The organism is Roseobacter sp. HKCCA0882, from assembly GCF_037805225.1.
GTDB lineage: Bacteria > Pseudomonadota > Alphaproteobacteria > Rhodobacterales > Rhodobacteraceae > M30B80.
This window is the reverse complement of sequence record NZ_JBBLYI010000002.1, coordinates 302,973-317,500: the sequence shown is the minus strand read 5'-3', so window position 1 is coordinate 317,500 and position 14,528 is coordinate 302,973. Positions and strand designations below refer to the sequence as shown.

At 47.3% G+C, this 14,528-nt stretch carries 14 protein-coding genes, 1 tRNA gene and 2 rRNA genes (1 of these 17 only partly in view); 9 read left to right on the top strand and 8 right to left on the bottom strand.

Annotated features, from left to right (window positions below; translation table 11 throughout):
- The 3 genes from AAC622_RS09800 to AAC622_RS09790 form a co-directional block, all read left to right on the top strand.
- Positions 1–1,192, top strand: a 23S ribosomal RNA gene (locus tag AAC622_RS09800) (it extends 1,640 nt beyond the left edge of the window).
- An 89-nt stretch (positions 1,193–1,281) separates the two neighbouring features.
- Positions 1,282–1,396: ribosomal RNA gene (gene rrf / locus AAC622_RS09795) — 5S ribosomal RNA — on the top strand.
- 83 nt (positions 1,397–1,479) lie between these two features.
- Positions 1,480–1,556 (top strand) — tRNA-Met (locus AAC622_RS09790).
- A 195-nt stretch (positions 1,557–1,751) separates the two neighbouring features.
- On the opposite strand, the gene AAC622_RS09785 is transcribed toward AAC622_RS09790, so the two are convergent.
- Together AAC622_RS09785 and AAC622_RS09780 are read right to left on the bottom strand one after the other, a co-directional pair.
- Positions 1,752–2,708 (bottom strand): SLAC1 anion channel family protein, encoded by a 957-nt coding sequence (locus AAC622_RS09785; protein WP_340262065.1) that lies wholly within the window; start codon positions 2,706–2,708, stop codon positions 1,752–1,754.
- A gap of 169 nt (positions 2,709–2,877) precedes the next feature.
- Complete coding sequence (locus AAC622_RS09780) at positions 2,878–3,297, bottom strand: hypothetical protein (protein ID WP_340255085.1); 420 nt, start codon at positions 3,295–3,297, stop codon at positions 2,878–2,880.
- A gap of 77 nt (positions 3,298–3,374) precedes the next feature.
- Between AAC622_RS09780 and AAC622_RS09775 the strand changes: the two genes are divergently transcribed.
- A complete protein-coding gene (locus AAC622_RS09775) occupies positions 3,375–4,568 on the top strand; it encodes an FAD binding domain-containing protein (RefSeq protein ID WP_340262063.1) in 1,194 nt (397 codons plus the stop codon).
- A gap of 12 nt (positions 4,569–4,580) precedes the next feature.
- On the opposite strand, the gene AAC622_RS09770 is transcribed toward AAC622_RS09775, so the two are convergent.
- Complete coding sequence (locus tag AAC622_RS09770) at positions 4,581–5,210, bottom strand: glutathione S-transferase family protein (RefSeq protein ID WP_340262061.1); 630 nt, start codon at positions 5,208–5,210, stop codon at positions 4,581–4,583.
- A complete protein-coding gene (locus AAC622_RS09765) occupies positions 5,207–6,163 on the bottom strand; it encodes a cyclase family protein (RefSeq protein ID WP_340255093.1) in 957 nt (318 codons plus the stop codon). Before AAC622_RS09765 ends, AAC622_RS09770 begins: the two co-directional genes overlap by 4 nt.
- 149 nt (positions 6,164–6,312) lie before the next feature.
- Here AAC622_RS09765 and AAC622_RS09760 point away from each other — a divergent pair, with 149 nt between their 5' ends.
- Entirely contained in the window at positions 6,313–6,801 is a 489-nt protein-coding gene (locus AAC622_RS09760; protein WP_340262059.1) for an OsmC family protein, read from the top strand.
- A 13-nt stretch (positions 6,802–6,814) separates the two neighbouring features.
- A complete protein-coding gene (locus AAC622_RS09755) occupies positions 6,815–7,447 on the top strand; it encodes a TetR/AcrR family transcriptional regulator (RefSeq protein WP_340262057.1) in 633 nt (210 codons plus the stop codon).
- 46 nt (positions 7,448–7,493) lie between these two features.
- Here AAC622_RS09755 and AAC622_RS09750 read toward each other — a convergent pair whose 3' ends face one another.
- The gene (locus tag AAC622_RS09750; RefSeq protein WP_340262055.1) at positions 7,494–8,009 is read right to left on the bottom strand and encodes a peroxiredoxin-like family protein; all 516 of its coding nucleotides are present in this window, start codon (positions 8,007–8,009) and stop codon (positions 7,494–7,496) included.
- Positions 8,010–8,025: 16 nt separating this feature from the next.
- On the bottom strand, positions 8,026–8,487 hold the full coding sequence (locus AAC622_RS09745) for an OsmC family protein (protein ID WP_340262053.1): 462 nt from the start codon (positions 8,485–8,487) through the stop codon (positions 8,026–8,028).
- A 114-nt stretch (positions 8,488–8,601) separates the two neighbouring features.
- On the opposite strand from AAC622_RS09745, the gene AAC622_RS09740 reads away from it, so the two are divergent.
- Genes AAC622_RS09740 through AAC622_RS09730 form a run of 3 tightly spaced genes read left to right on the top strand, consistent with a single transcriptional unit; the run spans position 8,602 to position 12,320 of the window.
- Positions 8,602–9,453 (top strand): FAD binding domain-containing protein, encoded by an 852-nt coding sequence (locus AAC622_RS09740; protein ID WP_340262051.1) that lies wholly within the window; start codon positions 8,602–8,604, stop codon positions 9,451–9,453.
- Positions 9,454–9,933, top strand: a complete 480-nt coding sequence (locus AAC622_RS09735; RefSeq protein ID WP_340262049.1) for a (2Fe-2S)-binding protein — start codon at positions 9,454–9,456, stop codon at positions 9,931–9,933. It abuts the gene before it with no gap.
- Positions 9,930–12,320: a xanthine dehydrogenase family protein molybdopterin-binding subunit gene (locus tag AAC622_RS09730; protein ID WP_340262047.1), complete on the top strand. Its 2,391-nt coding sequence runs from the start codon at positions 9,930–9,932 to the stop codon at positions 12,318–12,320. Before AAC622_RS09735 ends, AAC622_RS09730 begins: the two co-directional genes overlap by 4 nt.
- Positions 12,321–12,360: 40 nt before the next feature.
- On the opposite strand, the gene AAC622_RS09725 is transcribed toward AAC622_RS09730, so the two are convergent.
- Together AAC622_RS09725 and AAC622_RS09720 are read right to left on the bottom strand one after the other, a co-directional pair.
- On the bottom strand, positions 12,361–13,242 hold the full coding sequence (locus AAC622_RS09725) for a polysaccharide deacetylase family protein (protein ID WP_340262046.1): 882 nt from the start codon (positions 13,240–13,242) through the stop codon (positions 12,361–12,363).
- 72 nt (positions 13,243–13,314) lie between these two features.
- Positions 13,315–14,391 (bottom strand): C4-dicarboxylate TRAP transporter substrate-binding protein, encoded by a 1,077-nt coding sequence (locus AAC622_RS09720; RefSeq protein ID WP_340262044.1) that lies wholly within the window; start codon positions 14,389–14,391, stop codon positions 13,315–13,317.
- Positions 14,392–14,528: the final 137 nt, after the last annotated feature.

The window sequence follows — 14,528 nt, the reverse complement described above, 5'->3', positions numbered from 1 at the left end:
ACTCGGCAAAATACCTCCGTAAGTTCGCGAGAAGGAGGCCCGGGTTCAAGGCAACTTGGATCCGGGGGCACAAACCAGGGGGTGGCGACTGTTTACTAAAAACACAGGGCTCTGCGAAGTCGCAAGACGACGTATAGGGTCTGACGCCTGCCCGGTGCCTGAAGGTTAAAAGGAGGGGTGCAAGCTCCGAATTGAAGCCCAGGTAAACGGCGGCCGTAACTATAACGGTCCTAAGGTAGCGAAATTCCTTGTCGGGTAAGTTCCGACCTGCACGAATGGCGTAACGACTTCCCCGCTGTCTCCAACATCGACTCAGCGAAATTGAATTGCCTGTCAAGATGCAGGCTTCCCGCGGTTAGACGGAAAGACCCCGTGCACCTTTACTACAACTTCAGATTGGCATCAGGCCAAGCATGTGCAGGATAGGTGGTAGACTTTGAAGCAGGGACGCCAGTTCCTGTGGAGTCACCCTTGAGATACCACCCTTGCTTTGCTTGATGTCTAACCGCGGCCCGTTATCCGGGTCCGGGACCCTCTGTGGTGGGTAGTTTGACTGGGGCGGTCGCCTCCTAAAGAGTAACGGAGGCGCGCGATGGTTGGCTCAGAGCGGTCGGAAATCGCTCGTTGAGTGCAATGGCAGAAGCCAGCCTGACTGCAAGACTGACAAGTCGAGCAGAGTCGAAAGACGGTCATAGTGATCCGGTGGTCCCAAGTGGGAGGGCCATCGCTCAACGGATAAAAGGTACGCCGGGGATAACAGGCTGATGATGCCCAAGAGTCCATATCGACGGCATCGTTTGGCACCTCGATGTCGGCTCATCTCATCCTGGGGCTGGAGCAGGTCCCAAGGGTATGGCTGTTCGCCATTTAAAGAGGTACGTGAGCTGGGTTTAGAACGTCGTGAGACAGTTCGGTCCCTATCTGCCGTGGGTGTAGGATACTTGAGAGGAGTTGCCCCTAGTACGAGAGGACCGGGGTGAACGATCCACTGGTGGACCTGTTGTTGCGCCAGCAGCAGTGCAGGGTAGCTATGATCGGACAGGATAACCGCTGAAGGCATCTAAGCGGGAAGCCCCCCTCAAAACAAGGTATCCCTGAGGGCCGTGGAAGACCACCACGTCGATAGGCCAGAGATGTAAGCGCAGCAATGCGTTCAGTTGACTGGTACTAATTGCCCGATAGGCTTGATTTGATCCAGTAGAAGCCAGGTTTGGCCTCTAGGATTGATGAAAGCATCACACTCAGGTGTGCTGACTTGGATGTTTTGTGTTTCTTTCTCGGTTTGGTGGTCATAGCGTGAGCAAAACACCCGGCTCCATTCCGAACCCGGCCGTTAAGTGCCACTGCGCCAATGGTACTGCGTCTTAAGACGTGGGAGAGTAGGTCACCGCCAAACCTAGTAAGAAACACGAACACCGATCTCTCTAACGATGCAGCCCCAAATTGCCTGAACTTTCAGCCTTGGGGCCTGTATATTGGCGCGGGGTGGAGCAGCCCGGTAGCTCGTCAGGCTCATAACCTGAAGGCCGCAGGTTCAAATCCTGCCCCCGCAACCACTTTTGTCGAACCAATAAAACAAGGCTCATCCGTAACAGGGTGAGCCTGTTTTTTGTCTGATAGAGCGACATTGAACAAAGCGGCCAACTGACCGTGCAGCACGACTTCCCAACCATCAGGAGTATGGCGCAGATCAACTCGGTCGATCAATTCGCGTATTAAAGGAATGGCTTCCGACGCAAATGCGGGGTCGTTCAATCAGGCATACAAATTTCTTTGCGAAAGAACGCTAACACAGTACGTAATGACAGCCCAACGATGAGCAAGAAAAGAAGAAATACGCCGGCTCTCCCTAGTAGTAGGTGAAGCTGACTATTCAGTGCTGTTCCATAGATCATGGTTGCCGAAACAAGCGCCGCAAAGGGAAAGCTCAAGGCCCACCAAGATAAAGAGAATGCAAGTTTAATAAGTAGCCTGGCCTGAGTAAGAGTTAACGCCAAGAACGCAAGGCTAGCTCCATACATTGCATGCGCCATGCTATCAACGTTTCCACCATTAAACTTTATCCATGCCAGAAAAGTGACGGCAGGGGGGGCGACTAGAATTGCTAGCGTGGGAACCATCCGTTCTGGAAGTGGATCATGAAAGATTAAGCGATTAAATACTAACGTTAGCAATAATATCCAAAATATCACTCCTGCTGAAAAAAATATCCACGAAATTTGTATGAATCCCAAATCGACGCCGCCGGCTGCAGCAATGATGTTTCCTACCGTGGGGATAAACCAAGCAGGAGAAATATGTATGGTTTCGTAAGGACGATTGCCGATCCAATTTGCCAGTACCGAAAGAGCTAAGAGCGTTTGAGCGGCTATGCCCACTAGCCATAAGATCGTCGCGATTTCGATTGAGAATGTCTTAAAAAGCATTGAAAGTAAGAGGATAGAGATAGAAATAGCTGGAAAAAAAGAAATTTTTATTGGGTGCTGCCATTCATGGATTACCGAATTTCGGCATACTATAATTTTCATTATATAAATTAGCAGGATAAGTAAAAACAGACACGTAGTAATTAGTAGTGTGATCTTACTTAAGTAGACCTCGCCTGCTATCTGAAGAGCGAGGGTCAAACCTGAATACCCCATAATTACCGTAAATAATAAAACTGGAAAGTTTTCTAGCCAGCCGGTCTTTTTTTCTTCGTTATTCATTCGAGTGGTCACTGGTTCTTGGGCGTGCAGAGAGTACGCGGAAAGTTTCGAAAACAATGTTCAGGCGTTAAGGCACGTATTGTTTGAAATGCCTCTACTCGAAATATTTATAATTTATTTTTTATAGCATTTATGCAAACCTTCTAGAGCATCATACTTGAGATTTAATTTATATATTTAAAGGAGAGTTTGGGCTGTCAAGAAATTCTACTGTGGTGAAGCTCAAAACGTTTTCACCGATATTTTCGAGATCATGTGTCATTGACTCGCCAAACTTAAATTTATGATGCTGTGTTTGGCCCACTGTGTATTCCATTTCAACCAGGCGACCGTCTGAGTAACGAGATCTAGCTTTGCCGCTGCTCGTAGCAGTCCAGAAGTAGTCTAGTACATGGGTATGAAACTCTAACCTTTGGCCGGGATGGAGCGATATCAACCAAATTCTAACTCGATCAGTAGTACTGACGAGTTCAGATCCTACTCGGCCATTTTTACCCGCGTTGCGGTCCAGTTCCTGTTTCAGATCGGCTGTCCAGCTGGACCAAATGTTGGCGTCAGTATTATTTTCTTGGTCAAAATTATCAGACATTCTTGAGATACCATTGTTACTAAATTATCGTGTGATAAAGTTAGCATAGTTATCATAATTGGGAAACATTCAGTCGAATGCGCGGTCACATTGCTGTATCTGGCGGATCTATAGGTGGTTTGTTTGCTGCACTGGCTTTGGCCGAAGCTGGATGGCGGGTTACCGTTTTCGAAAAAGTTAGAAGCGCCCTTTCAGGCAGAGGGGCTGGCATTGTCACGCACGAGCCGTTGCTGAAAGCTCTTGGATCTATTGGGGTATCATTGCAAGATATAGGCGTGGAGGTACGCTCTCGTCGGGTCTTCGATAAGTTTGGTAAGATTGTCTCAGAGCGCGAGTTTCCACAACTAGTTACAAGTTGGGATATGATCTATTCGTTGCTTCACGCACGGCTGCCGCGTGAGCTCTATTTCACCGACACAAGCGTCTTAAACTGGGAGAACGTAGCAGGCAAAGTCAACGTCCATTTGTCTGATGGCTCGGTTCAACAGTTTGATGCACTGATTGGTGCGGATGGCTATAGATCAGCGGTTAGGTCCAAATTTGTTGAGCGCCCAGCGCCAGCTTATTCTGGCTATGTTGTTTGGCGAGCCGTTGTAGACGAAACGTTGATCGAGCCCAATCTTCGAGATGCTTTTTTTGACGATTTTTCCTTTTTTATACCCAACAGAGGCCAGGTGATTGGATATCCAATACCAGGGTTCCACAATGAGACGAATAAAGGATCGAGAAGATATAATATTGTTTGGTATAAGCCCACATCCCACGATGAGCTTGTCGATTTACTGACGGATGAAAGTGGCAAAGTCCATGAGATTTCAATACCGCCGCCTTTGGTTCGTCGTGAAGTTGTAGATTGCGCATTGATGGCAGCAGAGGTGGACTTGCCTTGGATGTTTTCTGAAGCATTCAAATGCGCGGCTAGTCCCTTTCTCGCGCCGATTTATGATTATGTCTCTCCACGCTTTTGTTGCGCCAATGTTTGCTTATTAGGCGATGCTGCCGCATTAATTCGTCCGCACGTCGGAATGGGTGTAACAAAAGCGGCAGAAGACGCGCTTTGTCTTTCGAGTTGTCTGCGCGCCAACCGAACCATTGAAGAGGCGTTTGAGGCCTATGACGCTGCAAGGCGTCCAATTGCGTCGATGATAAATGCCCGGTCTCAGCGTTTGGGAAGTTTTGTGCAAGGCGAAGATCCAAAAGGAAACCTGGATGGAGCCTCTCACCCCTTTGAAGATGAAATTGTCCGCTTGACAGCTACAGCTGATTTTTAGCGTCAATAGTTTTTATTTAGCACGTAGCTCTTCGTAGGACGTCGCAACTACCGTTTTGTAAGCCTCACGAGAAGCTAGTTTGCCGTGCCATCTTGTGAGGTTCGGTCGGTTTTGGTGTAGATCGATGATCTCTAAACACCTTTCCATGGTTACGCCGGCTGCAATATCGGCAATCGTGAATGTATTTGTTGCCAACCACCTGCTTTTCCTTAGCTGTTCGTCAATTATGTCCAAAGCGGCGCCTAAATTATTTGTATGCAGAGCTATTAACTCTTGCGAGCGGTCACTTGGACGAGTGCGAACCAATTGCCAGAACAAGCCGACAAATGGTGGAAAGAAGCAGGTTGCTGTGAAGTCAAGCCATTGATCAACGAAAGGTTGATCAATTTCCTTTATGGAAAGGTGTCTTCCATGTTTGCGAGATAAATATCGCAATATGGCATGGCTCTCCCAGAGAGTGATATTATCGTCCTGAAAAACAGGGATTTTGCCAACTGGGTTAAGTGATTTAAATTCTTCTGAGGTGGTGCCTCCGTAAGGTCCTCCCACTATAACGTGGCGAAATTGTAAGTTGAGCTCTGCTAATGCCCACATAACTTTCTGAACATTAGCAGAGCTTCCTCTTCCCCAGAGCGTAATCATTTTATAGCCTGAGGGTTGATCGGCGAGCCTGCGGCTCCAGGAATATGAAGTGGAGGTGCGCTGAAAAAGAATTCATACACGCCATCTTCGGCGCAGTCTTGTGCCAATTCTTTCACGTAAAAAATTTCGCCCATTGAGATGCCAATTGCAGGAATAACCACCCAATGCCAGGGCTGGTTCGCCTCATCTGTTTCGTTGGGTCGGACTTCACAACCCCAAGTATCAGCGCATATTGCGGCGATATCCTTTGTTTTTATCCAACGAGCTGTTTCAAAGCTTAAGCCAGGAGCATCGCCGCCAGCGTATCCAGTCCAGTCACCGGTTTTCAGACAGCGCTCTTGTTGGCCCGTTCTAACGATTACAAAGTCTCCTTTTTTGATTTTAACGCCCTGTGCACTGGCGCACTCGTCTAGGTCTTCAGGCGTGATTGCATAACCATCTTGTAAAAATTCTTGATTTTTCCAACGCGCTATGTCGAGCAAGACTCCGCGCCCGACCATCTTGTCTCGTACATGCTCTATGCCAAGCTTTTTTGCGCCCTGTACTGTCACGTCCGTGGCAGGAAACCCGTTGTACATTTTGTCGTCCAAGAAAATATGGCAGAGGGCGTCCCACTGCGTAGATCCTTGGCATGGTAAGTTGATGGCGTCATCAGCATAACGCAAGTAGGCTTTACCGTCGCCGTCTTGAGCTCCAATTGCAGCATCAGTGCCGGTGGCGAGCATCTGATGAATCATGTTCCACCGGCCGCCAAAAAGCCCAGACTGGATCTGCTCTTTAAGGTTCAGGCCTAAAGCAAATACCCGGCCTTTTCGTATGAGCTTGCCAGCTTCAACAACATCTTCTGGTGAGATGTTATTGAGGGTGCCAATCTGGTCATCAGTGCCCCAACGTCCCCAATTGGAGAGCTCCTTAGCGGTTTGATAAATGTAATCACGTGTGAACTTAGGCATTTATGGCTTCCTTTGATCCTCCACTATTTATCAATTGAAAAATAAGCTGTAAAATTTGTCAATCGAGCAAAATGCATCGCGGTTGACTGTTACTTTGTGGGGGTCAATCGCCGAATAATTTATGATTGTGTTAATGTGGAGTTGAGCTTGTGGCTGGAAGTTTAAAAAAATTTAGTGTGATTTTTGAAGGTGTTGGAGTTGCGACTGGTAAGATGCGCAATGACATCGCTGTCAGTTGGCCCATGATGAATGAGCATTTTGAGCTGGCGACTGATGAAGGGCCTTTCCATGGGGGAGACGGCACAGCGCCACCGCCACTCGCGTTATTCACGGCAGCTCTTACTGGATGCTTGATGACACAACTGAGAGCTTTTGCGAAAAGGTTGGATGTTCAAATACATGATTTGAAAGTGAACACCAAATTGCATTGGAGTGCTGAACAAGAAGGTAATAAGCCTTATGTTTCTATGCCAGAGTTGTTTACATTGGACATCGAGATGGACACAGATGTTAATGTTTCTGAAAAAATTGCATTGATACAGGCTGCAACCAAGGGTTGTTTTATCGAGCAGTCACTCTCAGATCGGGTGAAGGTCAAGCATCGCTTAAAAGACAACTCTGGTTGGATTGAAGTTTGAATTTGAGACTATTATGCCAAATAAACCTGTAAGGCAGAGATTGCCGTATGATGAACGTAGAGAACAGTTTGTCGAAAAAGCTGTTCAATTCTTTGCAAAAGAGGGCTTTGAGAGTTCGACCCGTGATTTAGCCCGTAGTTTGGGCGTCACGCAGCCTCTTCTATATCGATATTTTCCCTCAAAGGAGGATTTAATCCGTGAGGTTTACGAGGCTGTTTATCTTCAAAGGTGGCGTGATGAGTGGAATGATTTGTTAATAGACAGGAGTAAGTCAATTAAAGATCGCCTGAATTTATTTTACACCCAATATACTGATGTGATTTTCCGAGACGACTGGATGCGCATCTTTTTATTTTCGGGCTTGAAAGGAATTGGTCTGAATCGTGAATATTTGCTTTTTATTCGTCAGAACCTCATTGAAGTAATTACGCGAGAAATTTTAGCAGAATATCATGTAGACCAAATGCCGCCGAGTGATGATGAAATAGAATTTGGTTGGACGATACATGGAGGAATTTTTTATTACGGTGTACGCCTCTTGATATACAATATGGCTGTGCACCCTGATAAGTCATTTGTCATTGAAAACAGTATTCAAGCATGGACACACCAACTTGTGGCCATTCGTAAACACAATTTAAATTAGCAAATAAGGGCGGCGCCATCCATGGCAGTGGCGCCGCAAGATGATGTTATTTAGTTCCTCTAGCGGGGTATCCAGCTGTGATAGCCGGAACCTTAGCAAGTAGCAGTTCTAGGTCGGGGCGAGCAAAAGGCATACTTGCAACATCCATTAGATATATTTTCTTGTCCGCAAGAACCCAAAATAAAGCAGGTTCGCTAAATGTTTGAGGTTCAACTTCTTTAATAGATTCTGTGATGTGCAAGCCCCAAGCGCGTGCCGCTTCTTCCGAAAGCCCATAAGCAATGGAAAGGTTGTCTAATCCCCATTCTTCTTTTGATTTTTGGGCACGTTCTTCGGTGTCCATAGACACGGCAACAACGTTAGCGCCAGCTTCTAAAAATGCGCCTGCTAGTCCATTTAATTTATGCAGAAAATCCTTGCAAAGTGGGCAATGATAGCCCCTGTAGAACACAAGCATGTCAATCAGTTGTGGCTTGCTGCTTTTAAGGCTAAATGTTTCGCCGCCGATAAGTTTTAATTCTAGATTGGGAGCAAAGTTCCCAGGCGTTGGTTTGGTGTCCATAGTGTAAACCTCTGATTTAAATCGATTTAGTTGACCAGTTTTCTGTGATGGTGATGCCACTGTTCCGGATCACCTTCGCGATTGGACAAAATTTTGACAGATCGCTTTTTAACTTTTCGAGTTCTTGCTCCGATGCGTTTGTTTCTACTGAAATATCCATAACGATGTTGGCAAAAGGGTGCTCAACTTCCTCCTCCAACATTGTGCCGAGGCGGTTAAATTCTGCGGACAGTTCTACCTCTAAGTTTTGCCACACTAGCCCCATCTTTTGGGCTATGCGGCTGGAAATTACATTCGTGCAACCGATCAGCGATGCCATGAAGGTTTCAGTTGGGCTCGGGCCCAGATTTGTTCCGCCCCTGATCATTGGTTCGTCTATTAAAGCGGTTACATCTCTCGTTTTAACGACCGTGCGCGCGTGAGTTTGTCCAGACCCTGTGAGCGACATTTGAATGGTGGTTTTGGGACGAATTGCCATCGGAAGTCCTTCCTTGATAGCCATGGATTAGTTTATAGTTTGATAAATTGTTATTGACAGACGCCGAGCTGTGCAACCAAATTTGTGGTGTAATGCTGATTTAAGGGAAGACCTATGAAAGCGTCAGAGTTTACCTACGAACGCCCCACGGAAATATCTGAGGCACTCGCTATAGTTGCGCAAGATGCTGACGAAAAGGCGTTTCTGGCGGGAGGCCAGAGTTTGTTGCCGATGATGAATTTTAGGCTCGCGGCTCCGAAAACGCTGATTGATTTGAGTGGGTTGAAAGCCTTGAAAGAGATTGTGGCCGTAGATGATGGCCTTCGCATCGGCGCCACTGTCACCTACAGCGAGTTAGGAGCGTCAGCTCTGGTGTCAGAGTTTTCGCAGGTTTTTGATAGCGTTCTGCCTCATATAGCTCATTCAGCGATACGAAATCGAGGAACGATTGGCGGAAGTGTGGCGCTTGCTGATCCTGCCGCGGAAATGCCTGCGGTGTTAATGGCTCTAGGGGCCAGTGTTGAGCTGGCGTCCCAACGAGGCACCAGATTTGTGTTGGCGGATGAATTTTTTCAAGGGCTCTATCTTACTGACCGGAAAGACGATGAGTTGGTTTTGTCGGTCTTTATACCAAATTCTTCTAAGTCGCTGAGCACTGGGTTTTATGAGTTGGCAAGAAGGCATGGAGATTACGCAATAGCAGGCGTTTGCATTTCCGATGACAGTCGCCCATCTGAAGCATTTAACGCCCCTAAAGTTGTGTTGTTTGGTGTCTCTGATCGCCCGCTGCGTGCAAAGTCTGTTGAAGAGAGCCTAGTGGGTGTCGCTCGTACTGATAAACGGAAAATTCGCGGCGCTAGTGAAGCGTTGTCTGATTTAATTTTTGATTCTGATTTGCACAATTCTCAGGACACAAAACGGCGGCTTGCGACTGTGTGTGTGCGCCGCGCTTTGGAGGCGATGTAAATGGGGCAGACTAAAAAAATCAAAGTGATGGTTAATGGTGAGCGAATTGAACGAGACGTTGCCGTACGCACAAATCTGTCAGATTTTTTAAGAAATGATCTGGGGCTGACTGGTACTCATGTAGGTTGTGAACATGGTGTATGTGGAGCATGCACCGTGCGTGTTAATGGTCAAACTGTTCGTTCCTGCCTGATGCTAGCTGTCCAAGTGGATGATCTCGAGGTAACCACGATTGAAGGACTAGCTGACAGTGGACCGGTATCAGCATTGCGAGATGCCTTTTTGAAACGAAATGCACTCCAATGCGGCTACTGTACACCTGGCATGCTCGCATCAGCCGTTGAATATATTGAGAAAATTGGAGAGCCAGATCGCAAAAAAATTCGCGAGCACTTATCAGGGAATTACTGCAGATGTACTGGTTATCAATCAATCGTTGATGCGATTTGTGATGTAATACAGGTGGGTGCTGAAACATGACTGGCGTTAAGTTCGATTTCGATAAACCGACTAAATTAATTGGTCAGCCTGAAGCACGTTTAGATGCGAAGCGTTTACTGCACGGACGCGGAAGGTTTGTTGACGATATTCAACTTCCTAGAATGCTCCACGCGTATTTCATACGATCGCCAATTGCCCACGGTAAAATTGTTTCAATAAATGCATCCAGAGCGATGGATGCAGATGGTGTAGTAAATGTTTTTACTGGCAAAGATTTAGAAAACGTTGTCGAGCCATATGTCGGAGTTCTAAGTCACTTGGCGGGTCTGAGGTCCCCTCCACAGGCGCCAGTAGCCATTGACTATGTGAAGTGGCAAGGAGAGCCAGTAGCTGTTGTCCTTGCTCACTCAAGAGCGCAGGCAGAAGATGCGGCAGAACTTGTTGAGATAGAATATGATGAACTGCCAGCAGTGGTTGATATGGAAAAGGCACTCGATGAGGGTTGTCCCGTAATTCACGAAGGCTACGACTCTAATCTCGCTTGGCAACGTACAGTTGACGTAGGCGATGTATCGAACGCGTTCAGTAATCCTGAAAATTTTGTTGTAAAAAAGAAGTTCAAGTTCGGGCGACATACGGGCGTTACTTTAGAACCTCGAACGAGTATTGCAGAATATGACCCATCTGATGATCAGTTGACGGTTTGGTATTCTGGCCAAGCGCCGCATATGATGCAGTTTATTTTTGCCAAGCATCTTGGCCTTATGGAAGAGAACGTTCGAGTTATCTCACAGGATGTTGGCGGGTCTTTCGGGATTAAGGTGCACACCTATGGCGATGAAGTCGCTGTTGCCGCAATAGCAAAGCTCTTGGGGCGCCCGATAAAATTCACCGCAGATCGCTACGAGAGCTTTATGTCTGACATTCATGCGCGAGATCATGTGGTTGATGCGCGAATGGCCGTTAGTGCCTCCGGTCAAATTGTTGGTTTAGAATTTGACGACGTGACTGGGATAGGGCCTTATTCGATGTACCCGCGGACATCTGCGATTGAAGCTAATCAGGTACTGAACCTGACCGGTGCCCCGTATGTCATCCCGAATTATCGAGCAACATCAAAGGTAGTTTTTCAAAATAAAAATTTGATGTGCCAATATCGTGCTGTGGGGCATCCAATTGCTATGGCTATCTGCGACTGCCTGCTTGAAGAGGCGGCGGCTCAAATTCAAATGGATCCGGTCGAAGTGCGCCGCATTAATTTGATGGCTGACAACTCCTATCCGCGCACCAGTGTATCTGGGATGAAATTAGATGAGTTGTCGCATCAGGCCGCGTTGAACAAACTTATCGAAATGATGGATTATGACGGCCTGCGCGCTGACCAATTAGAGCAGCGTAAAGATGGAGTATTCAGGGGTATTGGATTTGTTTCCATGGTGGAAGTTACGAACCCAAGCCCAATGTTTTATGGGATTGGCGGAGCTCCAATTGCCAGTCAAGATGGGGCGACTGTCAGACTAGATGCTGGAGGCGGTATTCATGTATCATCGTCAGTCACCGAGCAAGGCCAAGGAACTAATGCCATACTCGCCCAGATTGTAGCAGATGTGTTAGGTGTAGATCTGGCTCGAGTTAAAGTTAGCACCGGCGATACAAAAACCACACCGTATGGCGGTGGAACGTGGGCATCTCGCGGCGCAGGTATTGGTGGTGAAGCTGCCTTGTTAGCTGCAAATGCGCTAAAAGAGCAGATTTTGGATGCAGCCTCTGTCATATTGCAAGCCAAGCCAACCAATCTTGACATCAAAAACGGACAGATCGTGGATGCCAAGACTTTCGTTGAGAAGCTAAGCTTATCCGATTTGGCCCGGACTGTTTATTATCGTGGTAACGAGTTACCTGATGAAGCCAAGCCAGAACTTGTTGCGACACGTCATTATCGCGTCACTGATGCGCCATTTGTTTTTACTAACGGAGCTATGGCCGCACACGTAGAGGTGGACATTGAGACTGGGTTCGTGAAAGTTTTGGATTTCTGGGCTGTCGAAGATTGCGGTCGCGTGATTAATCCCCTTTTGGTTGATGAACAAATTAGAGGCGGAGTGGTTCAAGGAATTGGTGGCGCCTTATACGAAGAGTGTCTTTATTCGGACGAAGGACAGTTATTGAATACGTCCTTGGCAGACTATCTTGTACCGATGGCGTCGGAGATGCCGGATATTCATGTGGCACACATAGAAACACCCACCAAATCTTCTGTTTTGGGTGCTAAAGGAGCTGGTGAAGCCGGTACTGGAGGTGCACCGGCTGCCGTTATGAACGCTGTGAACGATGCTCTCCGTCATATGGGAGTAACAATCTATCAAATGCCAATGACACCGGATCGCATTCTTTCTGCCTTGGCAGAAACAACGGCAGACAATTGATGTTGGTTTGGGCCAGGACTAATGGCCCAAACCGCTTAAACTATTTTCCCGAAAGCCGTTGTAATTCGTTCCCGTACCAGTCACCAATTTGGCTGGCGGTCATCCATTCAACCTCTTCATGACTTCCTATATAATCTAGTAACGCCTCGAGGTACTTGATGCGATGAGGTACACCCGTAATATATGGATGAATGGAAATCGCCATCACTCGCACGTTATTTTCTGCTTCAGCATAAAGTCGATCGAATTGATCTTTCCCACGATCGAAAAATTCTTGTGACCGATGCGCTTGCAACGCATAGACCGTTATGTCGTTTGTTTCGACTGTGTACGGAATTGTAGTCATCGTCCCATGCGGTGTGTCAATTATTTCTGGCAAGTCATCAATAACCCAGTCTGCAATGTATTTCACTCCGTGCTTTCTCAATAGATCAACGGTTTCAGTGGTTTCAGTTAATCCAGGGCTTTCCCATGACGTGGGGCGTCTGCCACAAAATTGTTCTATAGTGTCGAGAGCTTTACATATTTCTTTTTCTTGGTCTGCTAGGTTATGCATTGGCCCCTGTAAAAATCCATGACCCATGAATTCCCAACCTGCTTCAAGAGCGGCAGAAGCAATTCTGGGATAGGAAACGCATACATTGCCGTTGATTGCTAAAGTTGTTGGGATTTTGCGTTCCACTAGGGCTTGATACTGTCTCCAGAAGCCCGACCGCATTCCGTACTCATGCCAAGACCAGTTGGGCACATCAGGAATGAGCGGTTTTCCCATCGGTGGTGGCAGGACAGTTCTTGGCATGGGTTTGTCGATAGACCAATGTTCTACGTTTAGGATAACCCAAACAGCCATCTTTTTCTTATTGGGTAACAATAGTTTGGGACGATCAACAATGGCAGTGTATGGAATTCGGTTGTTCAACATTTATGCATCTCGATGGTGGGATAATTCGCCAAGTCACAAAAAAAGGGGGCTTTCGCCCCCTTTTTGTGAAGCTTAGTCAAGACTGTACTCGTATGGCCATTCGTAACCGGTAGCGGCCACCGCTTCGAGATAAGCCGCCATAACCTCTGAGCCAGGCATTCCTCGACCATCTGCATCTGCCGCCTGTTGTGATGGGAAAGATGCGAGAGAAGCCGCCCAACCTGCACGAGCCTCTTGAGAAAGCTCAGTTATTGTAGCTCCAGCGTCACGAAGCCCAGCCATGCCAGAGGCTTGGCGTGCGTTCAATGTTTCACCGGCTTGTGTTTCGTACAGCTGGCCTACTTCACGAATAATGGCTTGTACTTCTTCTGGAAGTCTTGCCATGCTCCGCTCGTTCACTGTTAGCGCGTTTACGCCCATCGCTCCGAAGCCAATCAATGTATAGTATGGCGCGGGCTCGTGAAATTTGAAGCCAAGATAAGCTGATGGGAACATCAGCCATCCATTGTATACACCAGTTTGTAGCGACAAGTACCCGTCTGGCAAGGTCGATTGAACAGGGATGGCACCTGCAAATTCAAGCCAAGGCAAGTTGGGTCCTGCGCCTCCGATTTTCACTCCTTGCAAATCGTCCACGGTCTCCCATGGGTCTGTAGTCCCGAGGTGATAGTTGTCCCAGCCGTGAAGCCCTAGAAGCTCTTGGCCATATTCTGATGAAAATTGTTCAGTCAACCAAGGCACTTGATCATATACGGCTCGTACTGCACGCATTTCGTCTGCAGAGTCTTGAGGTCCAAATGGAGCGTAGTATGGGAAGTTATGAAGGAACAATTTGGCGGGTTCGAAGCAAATGCAGTAAGCACCAATGTCCAAAATGCCATTCTGAACGGCTTCTAGCGTTTCAGCTACCCCAGCAATAGCACCGCCATAACCTTCCACAAACTCGATTTCGTGGTCAGTTTCTTCCGCAACCCGTCTAACGACTTCTGGTACGAACACATTCGCAACATCCGCCACGTAAGCGGCAGGGCCATTTGGATGCCCCGCTCCGATGCGTAGCGTAAACGTTTCAGCAGCTGCACTGGTTGCAGCAATAGTTGACACTGTAGCTGCCAAAAGGCTGGCAATTGATAGTCGGTTGTGATGCATTTCATTCTCCCTATTTGCTTGCCATCGAAGTTATCTATGGTTGAGTGGCGGGTTTCTTACTCGCCTTAATTTATCGATCGCTAAACACTAGTTTAGTTCAATACAGAAATCCTCGTCCGTCAAGCTTTGAGATTATT

Excerpts from the sequence above, each read along its gene's own strand:
- AAC622_RS09775 (WP_340262063.1), top strand. The coding sequence starts at position 3,375 with ATGCGCGGTCACATTGCTGTATCTGGCGGATCTATAGGTGGTTTGTTT.
- AAC622_RS09785 (WP_340262065.1), bottom strand. The coding sequence starts at position 2,708 with ATGAATAACGAAGAAAAAAAGACCGGCTGGCTAGAAAACTTTCCAGTT.
- AAC622_RS09780 (WP_340255085.1), bottom strand. The coding sequence starts at position 3,297 with ATGTCTGATAATTTTGACCAAGAAAATAATACTGACGCCAACATTTGG.
- AAC622_RS09725 (WP_340262046.1), bottom strand. The coding sequence starts at position 13,242 with ATGTTGAACAACCGAATTCCATACACTGCCATTGTTGATCGTCCCAAA.
- AAC622_RS09765 (WP_340255093.1), bottom strand. The coding sequence starts at position 6,163 with ATGCCTAAGTTCACACGTGATTACATTTATCAAACCGCTAAGGAGCTC.
- AAC622_RS09720 (WP_340262044.1), bottom strand. The coding sequence starts at position 14,391 with ATGCATCACAACCGACTATCAATTGCCAGCCTTTTGGCAGCTACAGTG.
- AAC622_RS09770 (WP_340262061.1), bottom strand. The coding sequence starts at position 5,210 with ATGATTACGCTCTGGGGAAGAGGAAGCTCTGCTAATGTTCAGAAAGTT.
- AAC622_RS09755 (WP_340262057.1), top strand. The coding sequence starts at position 6,815 with ATGCCAAATAAACCTGTAAGGCAGAGATTGCCGTATGATGAACGTAGA.
- AAC622_RS09735 (WP_340262049.1), top strand. The coding sequence starts at position 9,454 with ATGGGGCAGACTAAAAAAATCAAAGTGATGGTTAATGGTGAGCGAATT.
- AAC622_RS09740 (WP_340262051.1), top strand. The coding sequence starts at position 8,602 with ATGAAAGCGTCAGAGTTTACCTACGAACGCCCCACGGAAATATCTGAG.
- AAC622_RS09750 (WP_340262055.1), bottom strand. The coding sequence starts at position 8,009 with ATGGACACCAAACCAACGCCTGGGAACTTTGCTCCCAATCTAGAATTA.
- AAC622_RS09730 (WP_340262047.1), top strand. The coding sequence starts at position 9,930 with ATGACTGGCGTTAAGTTCGATTTCGATAAACCGACTAAATTAATTGGT.
- AAC622_RS09745 (WP_340262053.1), bottom strand. The coding sequence starts at position 8,487 with ATGGCAATTCGTCCCAAAACCACCATTCAAATGTCGCTCACAGGGTCT.